We start from the raw sequence: 23,100 nt of genomic DNA, 5'->3' as shown, positions 1-23,100 counted from the left end.
ATTTAAAAAGAAGATGGCTTTTGAAGGCTATCTTTTTGTTTTTTACTTTGTATTTTGGTTTATACGCTAGGTAGAGACAGGATACAACTAACTCAGGTGAAGGACCAATAGAAGGTGAAAATATTGGAACACTTATTTGACGACCAAGATTGGGAAATAGTCCCTGCAGGAGGAGCGACAGGAGAGGCTTTTTTTGCTCAATATCAAGAACAAAAGCTTTTTTTGAAACGTAATTCCTCGCCATTCCTTGCAGTGCTATCGGCAGAAGGAATTGTTCCGAAGCTTGTATGGACAAAGCGGATTGAAAATGGAGACGTTATTACAGCACAGCATTGGTTAAAAGGTAGAGAATTAGACCCTGATGAAATGAAAAGTGAAAGGGTAGCCAAATTGCTTAACAAAATACATTCATCTAAACCGTTGTTAAGTATGTTAGAGCGATTAGGGCAAGAGCCTTTTCAGCCAGAACATATGCTTGCTGAAATAGAGACTAGTGTGGAATTTGATTTGTTATCGTTACCGATTGTAAGGCAGGCCTTACATTTTCTACAACAAGAACTGCATCAAATGCAGCATGAAGAATATGTTGTTTGCCATGGAGATGTCAATCATAACAACTGGCTGCTATCAGATGACAACCAGCTGTTTTTAATTGATTGGGATGGGGCAATGATAGCTGATCCAGCAATTGATCTCGGAATGCTTCTCTATTGGTACCTTCCAGAAGATCAATGGGAGAACTATCTTAATCAGTATGGTGTTCCATTAACAGATGAGCTAAGAGTCAGAATGCAATGGTATGTCGTAGCTCAAACATTACTGTCGATTCAATGGCATAAAGCAAAAGGTCGCTTTCATGAAATGAATCACTGGATTGAATACTTGCATAAAATCCTTTGAAACACGAACTTATTTTTTATTACGAGTAGGTATTCATTCCATCAACCCACTGAGACAAATTTTGCTGATGAGAAGTAATGTGAGTATCTAAGTTGGATGAAGATATCCCTGCATGGCTGTATTGATAAACTTCCTGTAAAATCGGTTTAATATTTTCATGGATGTTTGAATTCGCCATTAATGATTTAACTAAGCGTTCGACTTGCTCGCATTCGGAAACAGATCCGCAGCAATCTTCTTGATGGTTACGTAAAATATCTTGTAGCAACTGCATTTGATTTTGATAATTTAAAGGCATTTATAACACCCTTTCATATATAGAGTAAAAAAGGAATTCACTCTTATTTTGTGAATTCTTTTTTTGTTTATGCGCTTGATTTAAATATCTATATAATATGTTGCAAGGAAACACAACACATGGTATTGTTTTGAAAGCGGAAAGACTTACTTAGCCTAATATTTAACCTTTAGGGCTTGGAGAACTAGTCTATGAAATAGCATTAATCCATAAATATTTATAATTTCATAAATGAAAAAACGAGGTGTCGCTATGCGTTTAAGACATAAACCTTGGGCTTCAGAGAAAATTGCGGAAAACTCCCACTATGTTATTCCTGAACCTCAAGAAAAAAAGGGAAACTGGTCGTCCATATTTGGTAACAACAATCCTATCCATATTGAGGTAGGATCAGGAAAAGGTCAATTTGTAACGGAAATGGCAAGAGCCAATCCTGATATAAATTATATTGGTATCGAATTATATGTGAGTGTTCTCGTATCTGCATTAGATCGTTTAATTGAAGCTGAGCTTCCGAATGTGAAATTGTTGAATGTAGATGCAAGAAATTTAAACGAAATATTCGCTGATGGAGAAATTGACCGAGTTTATCTTAATTTCTCTGATCCATGGCCAAAAAATCGTCATGAAAAGCGTCGTTTAACGTATAAAACATTTCTTCAATCTTATGAAGATATATTAATAAAAGGTGGAGAAATCCATTTCAAAACGGATAATCAAGGGTTGTTTGAATATTCGTTGAAAAGCTTCTCAGCATATGGTCTATTACTAACATTTTTAAGCCTTGATCTTCACCATTCAGAGTTTGAAGGAAACATTATGACAGAATATGAAGAGAAATTTTCTGCCAAAGGACAGAGAATTTATCGATGTGAAGTAAAGTATCAAAATGAAAAATAATGAAGCGGTAGTGCAAGTGCCTGGCTTCTCCCATTTAGCAGTATATAGTTTTAAGCACTATATACTGTTTGGGGTGGCCAGGCATTTTGCTTTTTAAGCTACTTCTCTATAAGTTGTTCATTTATTCTGATAAAATAGAAGTATGGGAGAATTTTTACTACAAAAGGCTTGAGGGAGAGAAGGAATGATAGTTCTTTACCTTATTCCTTTTTAACAACAAAGGAGGAATTTTAATGGAAACGTTAACGGTTGGGGGAGTCAAAATATATTGGCTACAAGGCGGTGTGACTCATATGGATGGCGGTGCCATGTTTGGCGTAGTGCCGAAGCCGTTATGGTCTCGTAAGTATCCTGTTAATGAAAAAAATCAGATTGAGTTAAGAACGGATCCGCTATTTTTTCAATACGAGGGAAAAAATATTTTAATTGAAGCCGGTATTGGAAATGGAAAGTTTGACGATAAGCAAAAAAGGAATTATGGGGTACATGAGGAATCAGAAATACAAAAATCGTTAGAAGCATTGGGTTTATCAACTGATGATATTGATATTGTCCTTATGACACATATGCATTTTGACCATGCTTGTGGTCTCACCAAATATGAGAATAGTGAACTTGTATCCACGTTTCCAAATGCGTCCATTTATACATCAGAAGTAGAGTGGAATGAAATGAGAAATCCTAACATCCGTTCGGGGAATACATACTGGAAACAAAATTGGGAAAGTATTCAACATCAAGTAAAAACATTCAAGGAAGAAATTGAAATCCTTCCTGGTATAAAAATGATTCACACTGGTGGACATAGTGATGGACACTCCATTATTACGCTTAACTTAAATGGTGAAAAGCTAATTCATATGGCTGATATTATGCCAACACACGCTCACCGAAACCCTTTATGGGTGTTAGCTTATGATGATTATCCGATGACATCTATTTATGCAAAAGAAAAATGGATTAATAAAGCAATTGATGAAGATAGTTGGTTTATTTTTTATCATGATGCACATTATCGAGCAGTAAAGTGGAATAATGGTGGGGAAGTAGTAGAAGCAGTTGAACGTAAAAGGTGAAATAGAAAAGCAGCCTGATTATTTAATCAGGCTGCTTTTTCACTGAAAAATAAGCAGAATAAGTTAGTTTAGACTTAAGAAATAGGATATAAATCCATTAGCGTACCAGTATACGCATCAACAATAAACTCAAACTGCTGTAACCCCGAACCGTTCCTTTTCGAGATTCCACCGCGGTATATCTTTGTTTTGTGTGCGTGCTTTTCATAGTTTTCCGGCTTCATTTCAATCCAAGATCCATCAATATTACCATCCTGTTTAAAAGACCTTTTTACATCTTGTAGCACTTTCTCAGCTGGGACGAAAGAAGAGGAGGAGATGGTGTCTTTTAGTAGAATGCCTCCTATAGCACCTATTCCGACTCCAACGATAAAAGACTTCCAATTCATTACGGCACCTCCATTAATTTATAGACCTACTGTTTATATTACTATAAACACATTTAAACGAAAAAGAATAAAAGACAACATTTCACCGCTCATAGTGGCGAATCGTATGAAAGTTCTGTAAAATAGAAAAGTGAAGTGGCTTGCCTGTAGCTGCTGGAACTAGACACATGAAAATGTACATAAAACGCACAATAAGTAAAAAGGGGTTATATTTATGAATCAAGATACTTTAGAACTATTCAAAACATTAACAGAACTACCAGGTGCTCCTGGTAATGAGCATGCTGTTAGATCATTTATGAAAGAACAATTATCATTATACTCAGATGAACTTGCCCAAGACCGTCTTGGTGGTGTATTTGGTGTAAGAAAAGGTAATGCAGGAGATCCTGTTGTAATGGTAGCAGGACATATGGATGAAGTTGGATTTATGGTCACATCTGTTACGAAAAACGGGATGATTCGATTCCAAACTTTAGGTGGCTGGTGGAGCCAAGTGCTACTTGCTCAACGCGTACAAATTATAACAGAAAACGGTCCGGTTATTGGTGTAATTGGAAGCATCCCACCGCATTTGTTAGGAGAAGAACAACGGAAAAAACCGATGGATGTAAAAAACATGCTGATTGATATAGGGGCTGACGATAAAGAGGATGCTGCACGGATAGGTATTAAGCCTGGTCAGCAAATTGTTCCGGTTTGTCCGTTCACACCAATGGCAAATGATAAAAAGATTTTAGCAAAAGCGTGGGATAATCGTTACGGTTGTGGCTTATCTATAGAGCTTCTGAAAGAATTAAAAGGAGAAAAATTGCCTAATACATTGTATTCTGGTGCTACTGTACAGGAAGAAGTTGGTCTACGTGGTGCTCAAACGGCTTCTAATATGATTAATCCTGATATTTTCTTTGCTCTTGATGCGAGTCCGGCAAACGATATGTCAGGAGATAAAAATGAGTTTGGACAACTAGGTAAAGGTGCATTACTGAGGATTCTTGATCGTTCCATGGTGACTCATAAAGGAATGAGAGAGTATATTTTAGATACAGCAGAAACAAATAGCATTCCTTATCAATATTTTGTTTCGCAAGGTGGAACAGATGCAGGAAGAGTGCATACATCAAATGAAGGGGTACCAAGTGGTGTTATCGGTATCTGTTCTCGTTATATTCATACGCATGCTTCTATGATTCATATTGATGATTATGCTGCAGCAAAAGAATTGATTGTGAAGTTAGTAAAACAATGCGATCGTACTACATTAGAAACAATTAAAAATAACGGTTAAACTACTAGAATGTTATTTTAAATATGGGGCTGCTCAGGGAGAATATCTTCTACGGGCAGCCCTAATCTTGTGTCTTTGGAGGGGCAACAATGAAAATCGCGATAGGTACAACTAATCCTGCAAAAATAAATGCAGTAAAAAAGGCTTTTGAACGTATTGATAGCCAAGAGGTAATATTTGAAAGCCATAAAACAGAATCAAATGTAAGTGAACAACCTTTTTCGGATGAAGAAACGATAACAGGTGCACTAAACAGGGCCAAAAATGTGTTACAAAAAACGGAGGCCGACATTGGTATTGGGTTAGAAGGTGGTGTAACAGAAACTACCTTTGGATTATTTTTATGTAATTGGGGTGCTTTGGCTGATAAGTATGGAAATGAAATCACTGCAGGAGGAGCAAGGATAAAATTACCGAATGAAATTGCTATACGATTAAAGGGTGGAGAGGAACTTGGTCCTGTAATGGATGACTATACGAAAAGAAATGGAATCCGCCATAAAGAAGGGGCAGTTGGTGTTTTTACAAATGGATTCATTACTAGAGACGAGATGTTTCAACATGTTGTAAAACTTTTAATTGGGCAATGGAAGTATGGAGAGGGAAGATAACGATTTTTGGTTTATGGAAATGCAGCTCGAGCGGCTAGCTCGCTATGAAAAAGAGAAATGCCCCCTAAAGGCAAAAAGCGCCTTTTGGGGACATTTCCTATTTTCTTCGCAATCTGATCAAGCCGCTTGCGCTTTTCTTTTTATTCTGTTTCAAATATATACGAAAGAACCTTAATTGCCTGACTAACATTCTCTACGGTTACGTTTGCTTTATTGGATAATTCTTTTAGTGGGTGGTGTAGTTTTTCAGGTCTAATTAGAATTAGTGGTTTCCCTAGTGTAATAGCAGAACTAGCGTCCATCGCTGTATTCCATTGTTTATATTGTTCGCCAAAAAGTGCAATGACAAGGTCTGATTTTTTCATTAGTAACTCGGTACGTAAATTGTTTATGCTTGATGCTGCTTCATCACGAAAAACTTTTCCAGGTTGCTCTCCTAGTATTTCTTCCCCAATGCTGTCACTTCTATCGTGGTTCTCCATCGGCCCAACAAACGTGATCGGAAGTTGAAGAGAATGAACTTCTTCTTTGATTTCATTTCGCCAATTGCTATGTATTTCTCCAGCTAAGTATACAGTGATATCCATAGGTAACACGTCCTTTTCCTTAAATTTTTTTCGGATATACTTGGTAGTTTCGGCTGTAAAAAGCGATGAAGAAAAATCAATGAAACACCCTTACTTAATCCTATCATATCTAAACTCCTTGGCTCTATAAGAAACTTTTTTCGACAGTAAACTGCAAATTTTGATAGTAGGGTTGTCAATAGGGCTTTGTGAGGGGTATTATAGACTAGGGCTCGAGTAATACCAAGGGAGGATAAAAATAGATGAACAAGTTTATTGCGATTTTTTCCATGTCTCTATTGCTTTTACTCTCAGGATGTGGCAATACAACTATTGAGGAACAAAAAGAAAAAACGGATGGGGCTGTAAAAGAGGCTTTTACTAGTTCTGCTGAAAAAACAACTGATACAGCAGGAAATGTTTCATTGTACCTTCCTTTTGGTGCAGATATAGAAAAGGAATCTCCTAATAACATTATTATTTCGAAAAGCTCTAATACATTTATTCTTTTTACGAATCCAAATGAAAAAGAAGATAGTGAATTATTATATACAATGACAGTTAAAGATAAAAATAATATAGTAGCAGAAGAGACATTTCAAAAAGAAAACCGTTTTGGATATTACGTTATTAAACAGTTAAAGGATAATAAAGAATATGAATTAATAGTTGGTGTAGGTGGAACAAAAATGACTACTCAATCAACTATGGAAAATTTGGCTGAAAACAGTGAAATGATGATGAAAATTGTTAGGTCGATAAATACTGAAGATTAATCTACTAGGCTGTTTTCTAAAAGAGTGTTGCTTTTGACAACATAGAAAACACAGAGTGGATTGGGGCGGAAGGCACTTGACTCCTGTGGGAAATAGAGGAAAAGTCGAAATCCCACAGACGGAACGGATGTCCAGCTCCAGCGGCTAGCTTGCTGTGAAAAAGATAAAATTTCCAAAAGGCAAAAGGCTCCTTAAGGAAATTTTCCTATTTTCTTCACGAGCTGAACAAGCCACTTCTGCTTTTCCAGGAGGTTTGACTTCCTCCCCGCGGAAAGCAAGTGCCTGTAGCGGAAAGGAACGGTCCATTGTTTATCACCGAAAACAACAAACTTTGCGAAAACAGCCATATACTAAGACTGTCTTTTTGATAAGACAGTCTTTTTTTTATGAGGCTGGGACAAATGTGCTCTAGGTGAATAAAAAAACGAACTAATTCTTTCATTTGAAGGCGAATTAGTTCGTTTTTTTTATAAGTCTTCATAAAACTTGTTGTTCTTTTTAACTTGTTCTAGCTGTTGATTGGAGTGCAAGACGAAGACTCCTGCGGGAAAAGCGGAACAGGTGAGACCCCGCAAGAGCGCAGCGCATGTCTAGCTCCAGCGGCTAACTCGCTATGAAAAAGATGAAATACCCTAAAGGCAAAAAGCGCCTTTTGGGTATTTCCCTATTTTCTTCGCGAGCAAAACGAGCCGCTTCCGCTTTTCTCGGAGGCTCACCGACCGCCCGCGGAAAGCGAAGTCTTGACACGGAAATCAACAGCGGTGTGTAACAGTGATTACTAAACAATTTAACCTGACATTGTTCGTCTTTAGGGGATAGTACTTTAGTTATGTCCCAGCCTCTTTTTTTATTGCTTCATGTACTATGAAACATTCGCCTATCGATAATTAGTTATAGACAAAAATAACATGTGTCTTTACACTAGTAAATAGATGTTAACTAGCAAAGTATGTTGGACATACTTCTCTTAAGAAGGAGGCATAATATATGAGGGATTTTTTAAATAAAAAAGGTATAAAGTTTACTGCAAAAGCCTATTTTATAGATGCACTAAGTTATATGGCGTTAGGTCTTTTTAGTTCGTTAATTATAGGGGTCATTATTAAAACAATCGGCGAGCAATTCCAATGGTCTTTCTTTCTAGAAATGGGACAAATGGCAATGGATCTTTACGGACCAGCGATAGGTGTAGCTGTAGCTTATGGTTTAGGTGCACCACCGCTTGTTTTATTTGCCGCTATAGCTACAGGTGCTGCCGGGCAAGCGTTTGGTGGTGGACCTGCGGGTGCTTATGTAGCAGCAGTATTAGCTGCTGAAGTTGGTAAGCTTGTTAGTAAAACAACCAAAATAGATATTATCGTCACGCCATTTGTTACCATTTTCGTTGGGGTTTCTGCTGCTTATTTTATCGGGCCAGAGATTGGAGATTTTATGAAGATTTTTGGAAGTTGGATTGAATGGGCGACAGAGCAAAGACCGGTTATTATGGGTATACTAGTAGCAGCATTGATGGGACTTGCATTGACCGCTCCAATTTCGAGTGCTGCAATTGCCTTTATGCTAGATTTAAGTGGCGTTGCAGCTGGGGCGGCCACTATTGGTTGTTCGGCACAAATGATAGGTTTCGCAGTCATAAGCTACCGCGAAAATAAAGTGGGAGGATTACTTGCTCAAGGTATAGGTACTTCGATGTTGCAAGTACCGAATATTGTAAGAAATCCTCTTATATTAATACCGCCTACTGTCGCTGGAATGATACTTGCACCGTTCGGAACGACATTATGGGTGATGGAAAATAATCCTGGTGGTGCAGGAATGGGAACAAGTGGTTTAGTAGGACAGATCATGACATTTACAACAATGGGTTTTACGATAGAAGTATTGATGAAAGTTCTCGTATTGCATATTATTGGACCAGCCGTGTTAAGCCTGTTATTATCTGAATATATGCGAAAAATCGGCTGGATTAAAGAGAATCAGCTGCTGATTGACACAGGAGGGAAATGAAGATGGAAAAATTGGCAAGTATTGAACAGTTTAATGAATTGAAGCAAGATGGTAAACATATTTTTATGTTTTCTGCAGATTGGTGCCCAGATTGTCGCGTGATTGAACCATTTTTACCAGAAGTAGAAAATAAATATAAAGAATTTACATTTATCTATGTTGATCGAGATCAATTTATTGATTTGTGTGCAGAACTTGATGTTTACGGAATTCCTAGTTTCGTTGCTTTTGAAAATGGAGAAGAAAAGGGTCGATTTGTAAGTAAAGATCGTAAAACGCAAGAAGAAATTGAAAGTTTTATTGAAAGCCTCTAATCGTCAATAAGTGTTGTTTCAAAGGATGTCCCGCTTAATAAGGCGGTTCATCCTTTTCTTTTGTCTAGCTCGCGATGAAAAAGATGCTTTTCCTCTAAAGGGAAAAAGCGCCTTTTGAGGAAAATTCCTATTTTCATCGCGAGCTAATCAAGCCGCATCCGCTTTTCTTTTGAATTCCACTAGTTTTGTTGTAAAATGGTATAGGATAATGACTCCTCAAAAGGAGGGAATAAATATGGATGTAAAAAAACTAAAAAACATTATTCAGGAGCGATTAAATCAAGACAATCGAACATTTACATACGATCGGGAGAAAGATACGCTTCGAATTGAAAATAAAGAAACTAAAAAAGGAATAACGGTATCTTTACCGCCTATTGTTGCTAAATGGAAGGAAAAAAGTGACGCAGCAGTTGAAGAGGTTATCTATTATGTAGAGGAAGCTCTAAAAGTTATGGGAACAGAGTCTACATTAGGAGATAAACAAAAATCAATTTTCCCTGTTATACGTTCTACTTCTTTTCCGACAGAATCAAATGATGGGGTTCCATTAATTTTTGATGATCATACTGCGGAAACACGCATTTATTACGCACTTGATTTAGGAACTACCTATAGATTAATTGATGAAAAAATGGTTGAAAAAGAAAAATGGAGTATGGAACAAATAAAAGAAGTTGCGGCTTTTAATGGCAGGTCTTTACCTATTAAAGTGAAAGAGGATGTAGTGGCAGGAAACACATTCTACTTCCTTAACCAAAATGATGGTTATGATGCAAGCAGAATTCTTAATGAGTCGTTTCTAAGAGAGATGAGGGAAAAGGTTGAAGGGGAGATGACCGTCTCTGTTCCCCATCAGGATGTCCTTATCATAGGAGACATTAAAAATGAAACGGGATACGATGTTCTTGCCCAAATGACAATGAGTTTCTTTACGAACGGTAAAGTACCGATTACCGCACTATCTTTTCTTTATGAAGATGGTGAATTGGAACCGATATTTATTTTAGCAAAAAACCGGAAAAAGTGAAGGGAGAAAACAGAATGAACGTTTTTTATAATAAAGAAGGTATTGGTGATACATTAATTATTTCTACACAACTAGGGTTTGACGGAGAAGTAAGTTTTGAAAGAAAAGGGGATGCAGCACGTCTGTTTGATGCAGCATCTGGAAAAACAGTTGGGTACAATCTTTTTCAAGCATCAAATTATTTGGATGTCTCCGAAAAAGGGCAAGTAGAAATGAATGATGAAAAGCTTAAGACTATAAATGAAGCTATTAAGAAAAATGGGTTTGATGAGGTATTAGAAGCAGATTTCACTCCGAAATTTGTCGTAGGATATGTAGAAGAGAAGGAAAAACATCCAAATGCTGATAAATTAAGTATTTGTAAAGTAAATGTTGGCAAAGAAACATTGCAAATCGTCTGCGGTGCTCCGAATGTTGATAGTGGACAAAATGTAGTTGTCGCCAAAGTTGGAGCTGTTATGCCAAGTGGAATGCTAATCAAGGACGCAGAACTACGTGGAGTTGCCTCTTCAGGAATGATTTGTTCCGCAAAAGAACTAAACTTGCCAAATGCACCTCAAGAAAAAGGAATCCTTGTTTTGGAAAATGACAAATACGAAGCAGGACAACCTTTTGACATGAACTAAGAGAAAAAATGCCTGCTTCTATAAAAGGAATGCAGGTATTTTTTATGGTTCGAATCCAGTGGCTCGCTGTAAAAAGAGAATTACCTTCTAAAGGAAAAAAGAGGGTAATCTCTATTTTCTTCACGAGTTGACCGACCCGCTTCCACTTTTCTATTTGTTTAGTCCTAATACCCCCTTTGAATTCTTGTTTGTTAGATGGAATTAAAATAAAACAATAGGCAGGATGTATTAAAGCCATAAATACAAGTGTAACTAAACTAATTTTGCATGATATTAATAATATTACATCTATTTCCATCCGATGTACTTTTCGCCACATTTCCCTAACATTTCTCCTAATCTATCGAATTTACTCGAATTTTTCTTACTAACTGATAGAATAAAGAAAGAGTATAAAAGAAAGAGTGATTGACTTGAGTTGGATAAAAAAAATATTAGGAAAAGTTATTGATAATGAAAAGCATAGCGAAGAAGAGGTAGTAGAAGATAGAAAGATAGAGACCCAAAGGCGTGGGGATAGTGATATAAAACAAAGAGAAGTCGAAGCAAGGATGGCCTATCACTATCCGAAAGAGAATTTTCGCTTTCCGTTAATTTCTGATAATGATGCAGCATCTAATGAACGTATTAGAAGACCAAGAAGAAGAGAGAAAGAGGAAGAAAAAACGAAGCTAACGCAAAAACAACCTTCACAGCCTGTAAGCAAACAAACAGGATGGAAAGAGAGTAAACAGCCAGTACCCAAAAAAGAATCGAGGCATACGCGGCCGTTCCAACCTACGGAAATTCCTTCTCCTATATATGGTTTTCAAAATAGACCAAGAAAAGAAGAAGAGACTGAATTGGAATTAAAGCAAATTTCCCAGAATGAGGAGTACGATAAGAGTCATTTAGAAGTTAATGGCACTAGTAATACATCTAACAGCATATATGATTATGAAGCTGTTAAAGAGGAGCCAGATCCACCTATAATGACTATAGAAAAAGAACAAATAGAAGAAAATAATAATCTTCATGAGAATGCAGCGGAAACTAATTTTAATGAGAATACGCGGAATAGTAGCTATAGCGCAATCAATCAAAAAGATGATGAAGTTAGCCCAGCTAATGAGGGGGATCAACCACCTACTTATAGCTCTTCTGCTAGTCATAAAGAGCTAAATCCTATTATAAGTATAAAGGAAGGGCGATACGGCAACACGGATCAATTAATTAATGAGGATGCAGTAGAAGAGGAAAAAGTGGACCTGATCCAAATGGAAGAGGATGCAGCAGAAGAGGAAAAAGTGGACCTGATCCAAATGGAAGAGGATGCAGTAGAAGAGGAAAAAGTGGACCTGATCCAAATGGAAGAGGATGCAGCAGAAGAGGAAAAAGTGGACCTGATCCAAATGGAAGAGGATGCAGTAGAAGAGGAAAAAGTAGACCTGATCCAAGTGGAAGAGGATGCAGTAGAAGAGGAAAAAGTGAACCTAGGCCAAATAGAAGCGGATTTAACGAAGGACGAAAAATCGGAACCGGATCGAATAGAGATAGAAGAAGCGTCAGTAGGTCATGACAAAACGAAAATGGAAGAAGGGCAGAACGCTACTATTTCAGAACCGGCAGTAGAGAAGTCACCAGAAGTTTCAAAGCCGGCACGCTCCCATCTCCCATTTAATGTTTTAATGCTAAAACAAGATAAGCGGAAAGTGCAAAACAATGCAAGACAATCAAGAATGGAAACAAGGCAGCAAAGGGAAACGAAAATAGAAGAAAAGTCTGTCCTACGGGAAGAGAACACAGTTTTCTCCGAACAGAAAGAGCCCGTTGAGTCTTCTGAGGTACAGGGGAAGAAAGCGACTGAAAGCTATAATCAATTTGCTCAATCTGCTAAAAAGAAAGAAGGATATGCATTTCCTTCAATGGAAATTTTATCTCCGCCAGTCAGTAAACAAATGAGCAATGAATGGCTTGAAAATCGAAAACAATTACTTAATGAAACGCTTCTTAATTTTAATGTAAGAGCAAGCGTCGTAAATGTGACACAAGGTCCTTCTGTAACTCGTTTTGAAGTCCAACCAGAGCCGGGAGTAAAAGTTAATAAGATTACGAATTTATCAGATGATATTAAATTGAGTTTAGCTGCGAAGGATATACGAATTGAGGCACCAATACCAGGTAAGCATACGATTGGCATAGAGGTACCTAACAAGGAAAGCCGTCCAGTTTGCATCAGTGAAGTTATTTCAAGCCCGGCATTTCAAGAACATACGTCACCGCTTACAGCTGCTTTAGGCCTTGATATTTCTGGGGCACCAATTGCAACTGATCTAAGTAAAATGCCCCATGGCTTAATTGCAGGTGCAACAGGGTCAGGGAAAAGTGTATGTATCAACTCTATTCTCGTCAGTCTTTTATATAAAGCTACACCTGATGAACTCAAATTACTTTTAATCGATCCGAAAATGGTGGAACTTGCACCTTATAATAGAATTCCTCATCTAGTTAGCCCAGTTATTACGGATGTGAAGGCAGCGACAGCGGCACTAAAATGGGCAGTAGAAGAGATGGAAAGGCGATATGAATTGTTTGCTCACACAGGCTGTAGAGATATTAAACGATTTAATGAACTTGCAAAGCGGAATAATCAGCATAGTGATGTTCTCCCATATTTAGTAATTGTTATCGATGAGCTTGCAGATTTAATGATGATGTCTCCGGCAGATGTAGAAGAAGCAATCTGCAGAATTGCACAGAAGGCACGCGCTTGCGGAATACATTTAATTATTGCTACTCAACGTCCATCCGTTGACGTAATTACTGGTCTCATAAAGGCGAATGTTCCAACAAGAGTTGCTTTTTCTGTTTCTTCTCAAGTGGATTCTAGAACAATTATTGATTCCGGTGGTGCAGAGAGATTGCTGGGGAAAGGAGATATGTTGTTTTTAGAAAACGGTTCTTCCAAACCAGTGCGCTTACAAGGGACTTTTGTTTCAGATGATGAAATCGATGATATTATTGAATTTGTCCGAGATCAAGCGGAGCCTAATTACTTATTCCAACAGGATGAATTAATCAAAAAAGCTCAGATTACGGAAGAAGAGGATGAACTTTTTTATGAGGTATGTGAATTTGTTGTCGATCAAGGAGGAGCTTCTACCTCTGCTCTTCAAAGACGCTTTCGAATTGGCTATAATCGAGCAGCGAGATTGATGGGGCTTATGGAGGAACAGGGAATCATTTCTGAACAAAGAGGTACCAAACCAAGAGATGTACTTATTTCAGAGGATGATTTAGGAGCTATTCAAGAAACTAGTACAATTATGTAAGACATGGTATTCTGTTTATGTATATAGGAAAGCGGAAAAAAGAGGGTATTTTTCCGCTAATTATTTTTGAAAACGAAAGAAACCAGAAATGCAAGCCTGATGCAAATCCTCGTCTTGAAAAGTAAATTTTGAATAGGTGAGTGGATGAAACATAATGATCGTCTTTTGGACCTGTCTATGTATAGACAACAGAAGCAGCGAGTGGCAGAAGAACAAGTAGAAGTATTGTACAATCGTTCTCGGGAATTTGTAGAAAGAGAAACAAATATCAGAGAAAAAGTGCGTGCAAAAATGCTTTTCATGAAACGATTTAACGTAAATAAGCAGTTTGCTAACTCTGAGAAAGTAGAGCAAGTGTTTCGAGAATGGTATCTGTTTGATTATAAAACCATTAAAGGAGATACATTATTCTTTCAATACTTACGTGCAGAGGATAATAATTTATCAGAGTCCTTAAAAATAGTAGGGGCTCTATTTTTGACAGCCCCTTGGGTGCCAGTGAAATTAAAAGGAATTGATAATAATACATCATCCTTCAAGGTGCTTGATATAATTCAGGGGAAAGTAGAGCATGTTAAAGGTAACAATATTCAAATTCCCCACCTGCGGGAAGATACTATTTTCTTTATGAGAAAAATTCCATTAGTGCTTACGCAATGGCTAATAGGTCCTTATTTTGTGCTAGGAAATGAAGAACAACTGTTGTCATTGCAGAAAGAGTATAAAAGCATGCACCAAAGTAATGGTGTATTGTGGAGAACATTCTTGAAAGAAACGGCACCAAGATACATATTGTCAGACTAATAGTAGCTATTGCTACAGAAATAGTGTAAGAATTTTGTACCTTTACTTTCTTAAGGATGAAAGTCTCACTTAAGGAAAGTTCGTAGTCATGCATTTTAAAAAGTGATATAATGTTTCAAGTTGCAAGCGGATGTTACACTTGCAGATAAAGAAAAGGGTCGTTAAGCTTTTAGTGTATTGTGAGGACAGATAGCAAAAAATTGTTCGTTTCATATAATGCTTTTAGATAGACGATTGTTGGAGGTTCTATTATGACAATATATCATTTCGTAGGAATTAAGGGGTCTGGTATGAGTGCGTTAGCCCAGATACTCCACGATATGGATTATGAAGTCCAGGGATCCGATGTAGACAAATATTTTTTTACCCAGAAATCATTAGAAGATTCCAATATAAAAATTCTGCCTTTTGGGCGTGAAAATATTCAGGAAAATATGCATGTAATTGCAGGGAATGCTTTTCCGGACACGCACGAAGAAATTGAAGAGGCGATGAATTTAGGAATACCGGTAACTAGATATCATAAGTTTCTCGGGGATTTTATGCAGAAGTTCACAAGTGTTGCTGTTACAGGTGCACATGGAAAAACATCCACAACAGGTTTATTGTCTCATGTCATTAAAGGTGCCAAACCAACTTCATTTTTAATTGGAGATGGAACAGGTAAAGGTGAAAAGGATGCAGAGTATTTTGTCTTTGAAGCCTGTGAGTATAGACGTCATTTTCTTTCGTATTTTCCTGATTACGCGATTATGACAAATATAGATTTTGACCATCCTGACTATTTTGCAAATGTAGATGATGTTTTTTCTGCATTTCAGGAAATGGCAATGCAGGTGAAAAAGGGAATTATTGCATGTGGAGATGATGAACAGCTACAAAAAATTCAAGCGAAAGTGCCTGTTTTATTTTATGGTTTTGCTGAAGAGAATGACTTTCAAGCACGTAATGTTACAACGGATCCTACTGGCACGACGTTTGATGTATTTGTACGCAATGAGTTTGATGCGACATTCAAGATTCCGACATTTGGGGATCACAATATTTTGAATGCGCTAGGCGTTATTGCGATTTGTCACTACGAAGACATTGATACTTCTGTAGTACAGGAACAGCTAAGCTCTTTCAAAGGGGTTAAAAGGCGCTTCTCAGAAAAAGAAGCTGGGACACAAATTTTGATAGATGATTATGCACATCACCCGACAGAAATTAAGGCTACTCTTGATTCGGCAAGGCAGAAATATCCTGATAAAGAAATTATTGCAGTGTTTCAACCGCATACTTTTACAAGAACACAAACGTTCTTAGCGGAGTTTGCTGAAAGCTTAGGTTTGGCAGATAAAGTTTATTTGTGTGAAATATTCGGTTCTGCTAGGGAAAATCACGGTAAATTGTCTATAAATGATTTGAGAGATAAAATTGATAATGCAGAGATAATTGATGAACACCAGACAGATCCACTTCTTGAACATGATAATAGTGTGTTGATTTTTATGGGAGCGGGAGATGTTCAAAAGTTTCAAGCTGCATATGAAGAAAAATTAAATAACAAAGTTATGAAAGATTAAAAAAGATGGCCTTTTACGTTAAGGCCATCTTTTTGTCTAATTTCAGCGAGCTGTTCAAGCTGGTTGCGCTTTTCTTTGTCCAGCTCCAGCGGCTAGCTCGCTGTGAAAAAGACGATTTCCCTCTAAAGGCAAAAGCACCTTTAGAGGAAAATCCCTATTTTCTTCGCGAGCTGAACGAGCCGGTTGCGCTTTTCTTTTCACTTTAAGTTTTCTGGATTTAGTCCCTCTAATTCAGGAAGGACGAAGCGGCCGTCCTTACGGATTAGTACATCGTCAAAGTAGATTTCTCCGCCGCCGTATTCAGGTCTTTGGATCATTACCATATCCCAGTGGATATTAGAATGGTTGCCGTTGTAGGCATCTTCGTAGCATTCTCCTGGTGTGAAGTGGAAGCTGCCGTCAATTTTTTCATCAAATAAAATATCTTGCATTGGATGTTGGATATGTGGGTTTACTCCAATTGCAAATTCGCCTACATATCTTGCTCCGTCATCTGTATCGAATATTTTATTTATACGTTCTGTATCATTCGCTTCTGCTTCAATAATTTTCCCATCTTTAAAGGTTAATTTAACATTTTCAAAAGTGAAACCGTGATAGGGTGATGGTGTATTGTAGGTGATAATACCATTAACAGAATCCTTTACTGGAGCAGAATAGACCTCACCGTCGGGAATATTTAGTCTACCGGCACATTTTACTGCTGGTATATCTTTTATAGAGAAACTTAAATCTGTTCCTTCTCCAACAAGTCTTACCTTGTCTGTGTTGTTCATTAAATCAACTAAACTATCCATCGCTTTATCCATAAGGCTGTAATCAAGATTGCAAACATTGAAGTAGAACTCTTCAAATGCTTCTGTGCTCATTTTTGCTAATTGAGCCATTGAGTTTGTCGGGTAACGAAGAACAACCCATTTCGTTTTTGGAACACGTATATCTCTATGTACCTTTTTCCCAATCGTATTTCCGTGTATCTTCATCTTTTTATCCGGTACATCGGATTGTTCGCTTATATTATTTCCTGCACGTAGTCCAATATAGGCGTCCATATTTTTCATGACATTTGATTCGAAGTCTGCCATCATTCCAAATTGTTCTTCTTGTGCCCCCATAAGGAGTGCTCGATCAATAGTGTGGTCTTTAAGTGAAACAAAAGGGTATCCACCTGCTGCATAAGCTTCTTTCACCAAAGCGGTAACAAGTTCACGCTGTATACCGAAGTTTTCAATTAATACTTTTTCACCAGGTTGCAGTTGGACAGAATATGTAATAAGGTTTTTGGCTAATGTTTCTATGCGTGGATCTTTCATTGTCTTGTGCCTCCTATACAGTAATAGTATTATTGTAACGTAAATATTAAAAATTGGAAAAAAACTGCATGGAAATTAAACAAACATATTGCAGGATTTTGAGAAGAAAAGGAGAAAATGTATAATTAGGTTTATTATTATATACTAGTGGGAAAAGTATTACATCACGGAGGTGAACTAAAATGGAACTTATTCTTTACTTAAGCGTTGCTGTCATCGCTATTGCTTTTTTCATATTAGTAATCAGTGTAATAAAAACAATGAAGTCTCTTCAAACAACGCTAGATAGTGTTTCAACTACGCTTAATGGTCTTGAAGGGCAGCTTCAAGGTATCACAAAAGAATCTACCGAGTTATTACATAAGACAAATCTTTTAGCTGAGGATATTCAGAAAAAGTCGGAAAATCTTAATACGGTTGTATATGCAGTAAAAGATGTTGGGCAATCCATTCAAACATTAAATACTTCTGTTAAAAAAGTTAGCAGTTCTATCTCTACTGAATTTGAAAAAAATCAAGGAAAAATATCTCAAATAGTTCAGTGGGGAAATGCATTTATAGAATTAAAAGACAAATGGAAACAGAAGAAAGAAGAAGACATCGTTTCGGAGCCTGCACCAACTACGTCGCGAAAAAGTCGAGTAGCGATGAAAAACAAAAGAGCTTATGATAATTAGGGAGGATGAGTTGATGAGTCAACAAAACGAACAGAACAAATCAAATGAAAGTAACATTAATACGAAAGACTTTGTTATTGGTACATTAATTGGTGGTATTATTGGTGCGACTACGGCATTACTCCTAGCTCCTAAATCAGGAAAAGAGCTACGTAACAACTTAAATGAACAAGCAGGTGCGATAAAAGATAAAACTAGCCAATGGAAGGATACGGCAGTAGAGAAAGGAACCGAGCTGGCAACTGTGGCAAAAGAAAAATCGGCATCTATTTCTAAAACGGTTCAAGATCAATCGAATGGTATCGTTGGTAAATTGAAAACATACCGCAGTAACGGTCAAGAGGATGGTCAGAAACTAGAGGAAACAGCTGTAGAAGACACTTCCCTTTCTCAAAACGAACAAGATATGAATCAAAAGCTTGAAGAAACGATAAAAGCCTTTGATGAAACAGAGAAAACATATAGTAAATAATTTTTGGAGAATAAGCTGGGAGGTGATATGATTACTTCCCGGCTTTTTTGTGTCTAATTTGAGCGGTTTAGCCCCTTGAGGTTTTGTTTTGCCTTTTCCCAGCGACCCGAGTTTTTGGGTGTGTGTTTTTGTTTTGCGCAAAAAGGGTAATAATAGGTTGGAGGTAGGCTAAGAGGACTAGTGAGAGGTCATAAATGAATTTTCACTGGTTTCAATGAAGAAAGGAGAGAGAAACATGCTACAAAAAATTGAAAGTGTTCAACAATTTGAAGAGTTGTCTAAAGAGAAATCGAGGTTTTTCTTTATGAAACATAGTTTGACTTGTCCAATCAGTGGGAATGCATTTGAAGAGTATCAAAAATTTCTTAACAGCCATGAAGAAGTGGGGTATTACTTAGCAGTTCAGGAGTCGAGAGAATTATCTAATCATATCGCGGAGAAGTTTGGTATTAAGCATGAATCACCGCAAGCTTTTTTATTTATTGACGGCAAGCCCGGGTGGACTGCTTCTCATTGGAGTATTACAGAAAAAGCGTTAAATGAATTATAAGAACAAGGATGCCGATGAGAGTAGCTACTTTCATCGGCATCCTTGTTCTATTTTTTATGAGTATTTAAAGGCCACCTTATTTCTAGTTCATCTCCATGATATATAGGGTGATGAAACGATATTTCTTCTCCATTTCGTAAAAGAAGGAATTTCCCTGTTGCGTTTGCGGGCATTTCAATATCTACATGCTGAAATAAATCTTGAAAAATAAACTGTTGTAGGTTTTTTGCTGCAATTTTCAATCGATCGCCTGATTTTACAAGATCTTCTTTTTGTATCAATTCACCATTCCGATAAACTTGGATACATTCTTTGTATAGTGAAACCTTCTCTCCGTTAAAGGAAACGTCAATCTTTCTATAGAAGGGCTGCTGCTTTTTTTCTGCAAGCATGCCAAGCGTTGGAATTGTTGGTTTTTGGAGGGTAATAGTGTCATTAGACTCCACTTTATAAGATGGCTTTACTTCCTTTCCGTTTACCAGAACTTTCCCAGAAAATAATGGTATAAATGTATCTTTTCCGTCAAGTGTGATGCGGTAGGGTTTCCATTGCTCCAACCAATTAGAAAAACCATGAGACTCTAATACATAGGAAAGTTGGTCATTGTAAGTGATTTGAATAGTATCTTTATCTTGAACCTTTTCATTAGCCGATGCCTTTTTGCCATTTTTATTAATTGTTAGAGAGTGTTTGACTGGTTTCCCATTGATATAGATGGTCTTGGGAGGTGTTGGTTCAATTAAATCAGCAATCTTTATATTTGGCTCAAGTCCATCCTCTCCGTTAATGATGGTTATGCTGTCTCCGTCTGAAACTTTATCTTCTAACGAGCAAGGATGATTATTTTTTTTCACTACCGGGGCCTTTCCATATCCGCCAGGTAGTGTAATAGATTGACCATTTACCGATATAATATAAGCATTTCCAGGCTTTCCGTATAGTTTACTAATTTTTATTCCCGCACCCAGGAGGCAATCACCCACTGTTAGATTTTTCACTTCAAATACTCTAACAGGTTGCTCATTAATATAGGCAGTGACATACTGAACAGGCACCTGTCTAGCTGCGATGGCAATGCCAATAGGCGTGACAAGTTCCGGACCTTTATCGATGTTATCTGCTATCGATAAATTTTGGATAGCATCGACTCCTCGAACTGCGACACGATTATCAGGTAGGTTCAAAAAGGTAGAGAGCCATTTTGGCAATTGAGGCGTCAAACTTCCTCCGCCTACTAGCATAACTGCTTGGGGAGACTGCTTATTATTTAAACGCTGTAGTTCATCTGCTATTTCAGATGCTAAGTGTTTAATGGAGGGCGTAATTTTTTCCACCACTTCTTCTTTCGGTATTTCTGTTTCAAACCCTAAAATATCTGTTATTGTAATCAATTCAGATGTTTGAAGTTCTCTTTTTACTTTTTCTGCTATAGGAAAGTCTAATAAAAATTGCTCACTTAACGATTCTGTAATTTCATCTCCTGCAGTTGGTACCATTCCATAGGCTGTTACCGTACCTGTATTTGTCAGTGCTATATCTGAAGTGCCTGCTCCAATGTCGACTAATGCAACATTCAATCTTCTCATTGAAGGAGGAATTAGAACATTGATAGCAGCAATTGGTTCAAGCGTTAACGCCTCCATCTCAAGATTAGCTCTGTTTAAAGCAGCAATTAAAGACTCTACAACAACGCGTGGTAGAAAGGTAGCAATAATATCAACAGCGGCTTCATCCCCCTGTTGATCTATTAGACTGCCAATCTCTTCCTCATCTAAATGATAATGTAAAACAGAATAACCAACACAGTAGTAGTGGTAGCTCTTCGATTCATTCTGTTGTTCAGCTGCAAGAGACTGGGCCTTTTGAACAGCATCCAACTCTAAATGAAGGACATCCTCCTTTGTTAAAAGTGGTTTTCCTTTGATATCCATTTGACTATGGGCCATTTGCGTTTTTAATGCTCGACCAGCAGCTGCGACGCATACCTTTTTTAATGGACCATGCTTTTCTTCTAGCTTTTCTTTAATGTCTAGAATAACGTTGGAAACTGCCGGTACATCATGGATTTGTCCATCTAACATTGCCCTTTCTTTATGTTCTTCGGAAATTATATCTATAATTTTAAAATTTCCATCACTTTCTTCCAACATTATACCTACGACAGACCTTGTGCCGATATCTAAGGCGAATAGCTTTTGATTATTTTCCAACATGGACACCTACTTTTAAATAATGACATATAATACTTTAGCGCTTAAAAGCGTTTAATTAATAAAGAATTTTATCGTGACATTTTAGTTATATTCTATTATAATTAATCTCAATATCTATAAAAAATGTATCATACTTTACATGTACAATTATAGTTTTTTTAGGTATGAATAGAAGTGAAAATAGAAAGGGTGCTGAATTGTGAGTAATCAAGAGCTTGATCAATTAAGAAATTCTGTCGATGAAATGAACTTGAAATTATTAGAATTAATTAGCGAACGAGCAAAATTAGTTCAAGAAATCGGGCGTGTAAAGGAAAAGCAAGGTAGTTACCGTTATGATCCGGTCCGCGAAAGAGGAATGCTTAATCTTATCAAAGAGAACAATGAGGGCCCATTTGAGAACTCTACGGTTGAGCATATTTTCAAAGAAATCTTCAAAGCAGGTTTGGAATTGCAAGAGGATGATCATCGTAAAGCACTTCTAGTTTCAAGAAAGAAAAAGCAAGAGGATACAATAGTTAATATTAACGGTGATACAATTGGAGATGGCAAGCCACACTTTATCTTCGGTCCATGTGCTGTTGAGTCATACGAACAAGTGGCAGAAGTAGCAAAAGCCGTTAAAGGAAAAGGATTAAAATTATTAAGAGGTGGAGCGTTCAAACCTAGAACATCACCTTATGACTTCCAAGGACTTGGATTGGAAGGGTTGAAAATCCTTAAAAAGGTTGCAGATGAATATGATTTAGCTGTCGTAAGTGAAATTGTAAATCCTGCAGATATTGAGCCAGCATTAGATTATCTTGATGTGATTCAAATTGGTGCTCGCAATATGCAAAATTTTGAATTACTAAAAGCTGCCGGTGCTGTTAAAAAACCAGTTTTATTAAAACGTGGTCTTTCTGCTACATTAGAAGAATTTATGAATGCTGCAGAATATATTATCTCTCAAGGTAATGAAAATATTATTCTTTGCGAACGTGGAATTAGAACATATGAAAAAGCAACTAGAAACACATTAGATATTTCAGCGGTGCCAATTCTTAAACAAGAAACCCATTTACCGGTCTTCGTGGATGTAACGCACTCAACAGGGCGTAGAGATATTCTGCTACCTGCAGCAAAAGCAGCCTTAGCAATCGGAGCAGATGGCGTAATGGCAGAAGTTCATCCAGATCCAGCCGTGGCACTTTCTGATTCAGCTCAACAAATGGATATTGATCAATTTGATCATTTCTACAAAGAACTATTAAATAGTTTACCAGTCCATGTGTAATTTTAAACGAATAGAAAAAGAGGCTGACCCAAACAATGTGCTTAAGCACTTATGGGTCAGCCTTTTTTAAATTGAATGAATTGTGAAAGTTTCTCCACCTTTAATGGAAGTAATTGCAGGAATATGTAGACTAGC

General features: G+C 37.2%; 22 protein-coding genes and 1 pseudogene. 18 read left to right on the top strand and 5 right to left on the bottom strand.

Annotation, left to right across the window (positions count from 1 at the left end):
* Window positions 1-123 precede the first annotated feature (123 nt).
* Entirely contained in the window at window positions 124-900 is a 777-nt protein-coding gene (locus ACFSUL_RS12895) for a phosphotransferase family protein (protein WP_377936020.1), read from the top strand.
* Between the two features lie 19 nt (window positions 901-919).
* Here ACFSUL_RS12895 and ACFSUL_RS12890 read toward each other — a convergent pair whose 3' ends face one another.
* Entirely contained in the window at window positions 920-1,198 is a 279-nt protein-coding gene (locus tag ACFSUL_RS12890) for a YtzH-like family protein (RefSeq protein ID WP_377936019.1), read from the bottom strand.
* 252 nt (window positions 1,199-1,450) lie between these two features.
* Here ACFSUL_RS12890 and trmB point away from each other — a divergent pair, with 252 nt between their 5' ends.
* Both trmB and ACFSUL_RS12880 read left to right on the top strand, forming a co-directional pair.
* A complete protein-coding gene (gene trmB, locus ACFSUL_RS12885) occupies window positions 1,451-2,098 on the top strand; it encodes a tRNA (guanosine(46)-N7)-methyltransferase TrmB (RefSeq protein WP_377936018.1) in 648 nt (215 codons plus the stop codon).
* 233 nt (window positions 2,099-2,331) lie between these two features.
* On the top strand, window positions 2,332-3,174 hold the full coding sequence (locus ACFSUL_RS12880) for a YtnP family quorum-quenching lactonase (RefSeq protein WP_377936016.1): 843 nt from the start codon (window positions 2,332-2,334) through the stop codon (window positions 3,172-3,174).
* A gap of 74 nt (window positions 3,175-3,248) precedes the next feature.
* On the opposite strand, the gene ACFSUL_RS12875 is transcribed toward ACFSUL_RS12880, so the two are convergent.
* Window positions 3,249-3,563: a hypothetical protein gene (locus tag ACFSUL_RS12875; protein ID WP_377936014.1), complete on the bottom strand. Its 315-nt coding sequence runs from the start codon at window positions 3,561-3,563 to the stop codon at window positions 3,249-3,251.
* Between the two features lie 214 nt (window positions 3,564-3,777).
* On the opposite strand from ACFSUL_RS12875, the gene ACFSUL_RS12870 reads away from it, so the two are divergent.
* Window positions 3,778-4,851: a M42 family metallopeptidase gene (locus ACFSUL_RS12870; RefSeq protein ID WP_377936012.1), complete on the top strand. Its 1,074-nt coding sequence runs from the start codon at window positions 3,778-3,780 to the stop codon at window positions 4,849-4,851.
* Window positions 4,852-4,940: 89 nt separating this feature from the next.
* The gene (locus tag ACFSUL_RS12865; protein ID WP_377936010.1) at window positions 4,941-5,462 is read left to right on the top strand and encodes a DUF84 family protein; all 522 of its coding nucleotides are present in this window, start codon (window positions 4,941-4,943) and stop codon (window positions 5,460-5,462) included.
* 140 nt (window positions 5,463-5,602) lie between these two features.
* On the opposite strand, the gene ACFSUL_RS12860 is transcribed toward ACFSUL_RS12865, so the two are convergent.
* Window positions 5,603-6,049, bottom strand: a complete 447-nt coding sequence (locus tag ACFSUL_RS12860) for a YtoQ family protein (RefSeq protein WP_377936008.1) — start codon at window positions 6,047-6,049, stop codon at window positions 5,603-5,605.
* Window positions 6,050-6,291: 242 nt separating this feature from the next.
* On the opposite strand from ACFSUL_RS12860, the gene ACFSUL_RS12855 reads away from it, so the two are divergent.
* The 9 genes and pseudogenes from ACFSUL_RS12855 (at window position 6,292) to ACFSUL_RS12815 (ending at window position 16,670) form a co-directional block, all read left to right on the top strand.
* Complete coding sequence (locus ACFSUL_RS12855) at window positions 6,292-6,804, top strand: hypothetical protein (protein WP_377936006.1); 513 nt, start codon at window positions 6,292-6,294, stop codon at window positions 6,802-6,804.
* A 987-nt stretch (window positions 6,805-7,791) separates the two neighbouring features.
* Window positions 7,792-8,811 (top strand): PTS transporter subunit IIC, encoded by a 1,020-nt coding sequence (locus ACFSUL_RS12850; protein ID WP_377936004.1) that lies wholly within the window; start codon window positions 7,792-7,794, stop codon window positions 8,809-8,811.
* Between the two features lie 2 nt (window positions 8,812-8,813).
* Window positions 8,814-9,125, top strand: a complete 312-nt coding sequence (locus ACFSUL_RS12845; RefSeq protein WP_377936002.1) for a thioredoxin family protein — start codon at window positions 8,814-8,816, stop codon at window positions 9,123-9,125.
* 235 nt (window positions 9,126-9,360) lie between these two features.
* On the top strand, window positions 9,361-10,155 hold the full coding sequence (locus ACFSUL_RS12840; RefSeq protein ID WP_377936000.1) for a DUF1444 domain-containing protein: 795 nt from the start codon (window positions 9,361-9,363) through the stop codon (window positions 10,153-10,155).
* A 14-nt stretch (window positions 10,156-10,169) separates the two neighbouring features.
* Window positions 10,170-10,781 (top strand): YtpR family tRNA-binding protein, encoded by a 612-nt coding sequence (gene ytpR / locus ACFSUL_RS12835; protein WP_377935998.1) that lies wholly within the window; start codon window positions 10,170-10,172, stop codon window positions 10,779-10,781.
* Window positions 10,782-12,688: 1,907 nt separating this feature from the next.
* Window positions 12,689-14,092: pseudogene (locus ACFSUL_RS21380) on the top strand (DNA translocase FtsK); the annotation flags it as partial.
* Between the two features lie 144 nt (window positions 14,093-14,236).
* Window positions 14,237-14,896 carry a hypothetical protein gene (locus tag ACFSUL_RS12825; RefSeq protein WP_377935996.1) on the top strand — a complete coding sequence of 220 codons (660 nt, stop codon included), beginning with the start codon at window positions 14,237-14,239 and terminating at the stop codon, window positions 14,894-14,896.
* 251 nt (window positions 14,897-15,147) lie between these two features.
* Complete coding sequence (gene murC / locus ACFSUL_RS12820; RefSeq protein WP_377935994.1) at window positions 15,148-16,464, top strand: UDP-N-acetylmuramate--L-alanine ligase; 1,317 nt, start codon at window positions 15,148-15,150, stop codon at window positions 16,462-16,464.
* Window positions 16,465-16,469: 5 nt separating this feature from the next.
* Entirely contained in the window at window positions 16,470-16,670 is a 201-nt protein-coding gene (locus tag ACFSUL_RS12815; protein ID WP_377935992.1) for a hypothetical protein, read from the top strand.
* Here ACFSUL_RS12815 and ACFSUL_RS12810 read toward each other — a convergent pair.
* Entirely contained in the window at window positions 16,662-17,777 is a 1,116-nt protein-coding gene (locus ACFSUL_RS12810; RefSeq protein WP_377935990.1) for an aminopeptidase, read from the bottom strand. The two genes, ACFSUL_RS12815 and ACFSUL_RS12810, sit on opposite strands and share 9 nt — an antisense overlap.
* A gap of 182 nt (window positions 17,778-17,959) precedes the next feature.
* On the opposite strand from ACFSUL_RS12810, the gene ACFSUL_RS12805 reads away from it, so the two are divergent.
* From ACFSUL_RS12805 to ytxJ, 3 genes are all read left to right on the top strand, one after another.
* Complete coding sequence (locus tag ACFSUL_RS12805) at window positions 17,960-18,454, top strand: DUF948 domain-containing protein (protein ID WP_377935988.1); 495 nt, start codon at window positions 17,960-17,962, stop codon at window positions 18,452-18,454.
* 13 nt (window positions 18,455-18,467) lie between these two features.
* Window positions 18,468-18,926, top strand: a complete 459-nt coding sequence (locus tag ACFSUL_RS12800) for a YtxH domain-containing protein (RefSeq protein WP_377935986.1) — start codon at window positions 18,468-18,470, stop codon at window positions 18,924-18,926.
* A gap of 235 nt (window positions 18,927-19,161) precedes the next feature.
* Window positions 19,162-19,476 (top strand): bacillithiol system redox-active protein YtxJ, encoded by a 315-nt coding sequence (ytxJ, locus tag ACFSUL_RS12795; protein WP_377935984.1) that lies wholly within the window; start codon window positions 19,162-19,164, stop codon window positions 19,474-19,476.
* 47 nt (window positions 19,477-19,523) lie between these two features.
* Here the strand turns inward: ytxJ and pilM are convergent, their stop codons facing one another.
* Complete coding sequence (gene pilM / locus ACFSUL_RS12790) at window positions 19,524-21,689, bottom strand: pilus assembly protein PilM (protein WP_377935982.1); 2,166 nt, start codon at window positions 21,687-21,689, stop codon at window positions 19,524-19,526.
* Between the two features lie 199 nt (window positions 21,690-21,888).
* Between pilM and ACFSUL_RS12785 the strand changes: the two genes are divergently transcribed.
* Window positions 21,889-22,965: a bifunctional 3-deoxy-7-phosphoheptulonate synthase/chorismate mutase gene (locus tag ACFSUL_RS12785; RefSeq protein ID WP_071411026.1), complete on the top strand. Its 1,077-nt coding sequence runs from the start codon at window positions 21,889-21,891 to the stop codon at window positions 22,963-22,965.
* Window positions 22,966-23,100 lie beyond the last annotated feature (135 nt).

Origin of the sequence: Bacillus seohaeanensis (genome assembly GCF_042684945.1) — a bacterium.
Classification (GTDB): domain Bacteria; phylum Bacillota; class Bacilli; order Bacillales; family Bacillaceae_B; genus Rossellomorea; species Rossellomorea seohaeanensis.
Note: the sequence above shows the minus strand (reverse complement) of the source record. Positions and strands in the feature narration are given on the sequence as shown.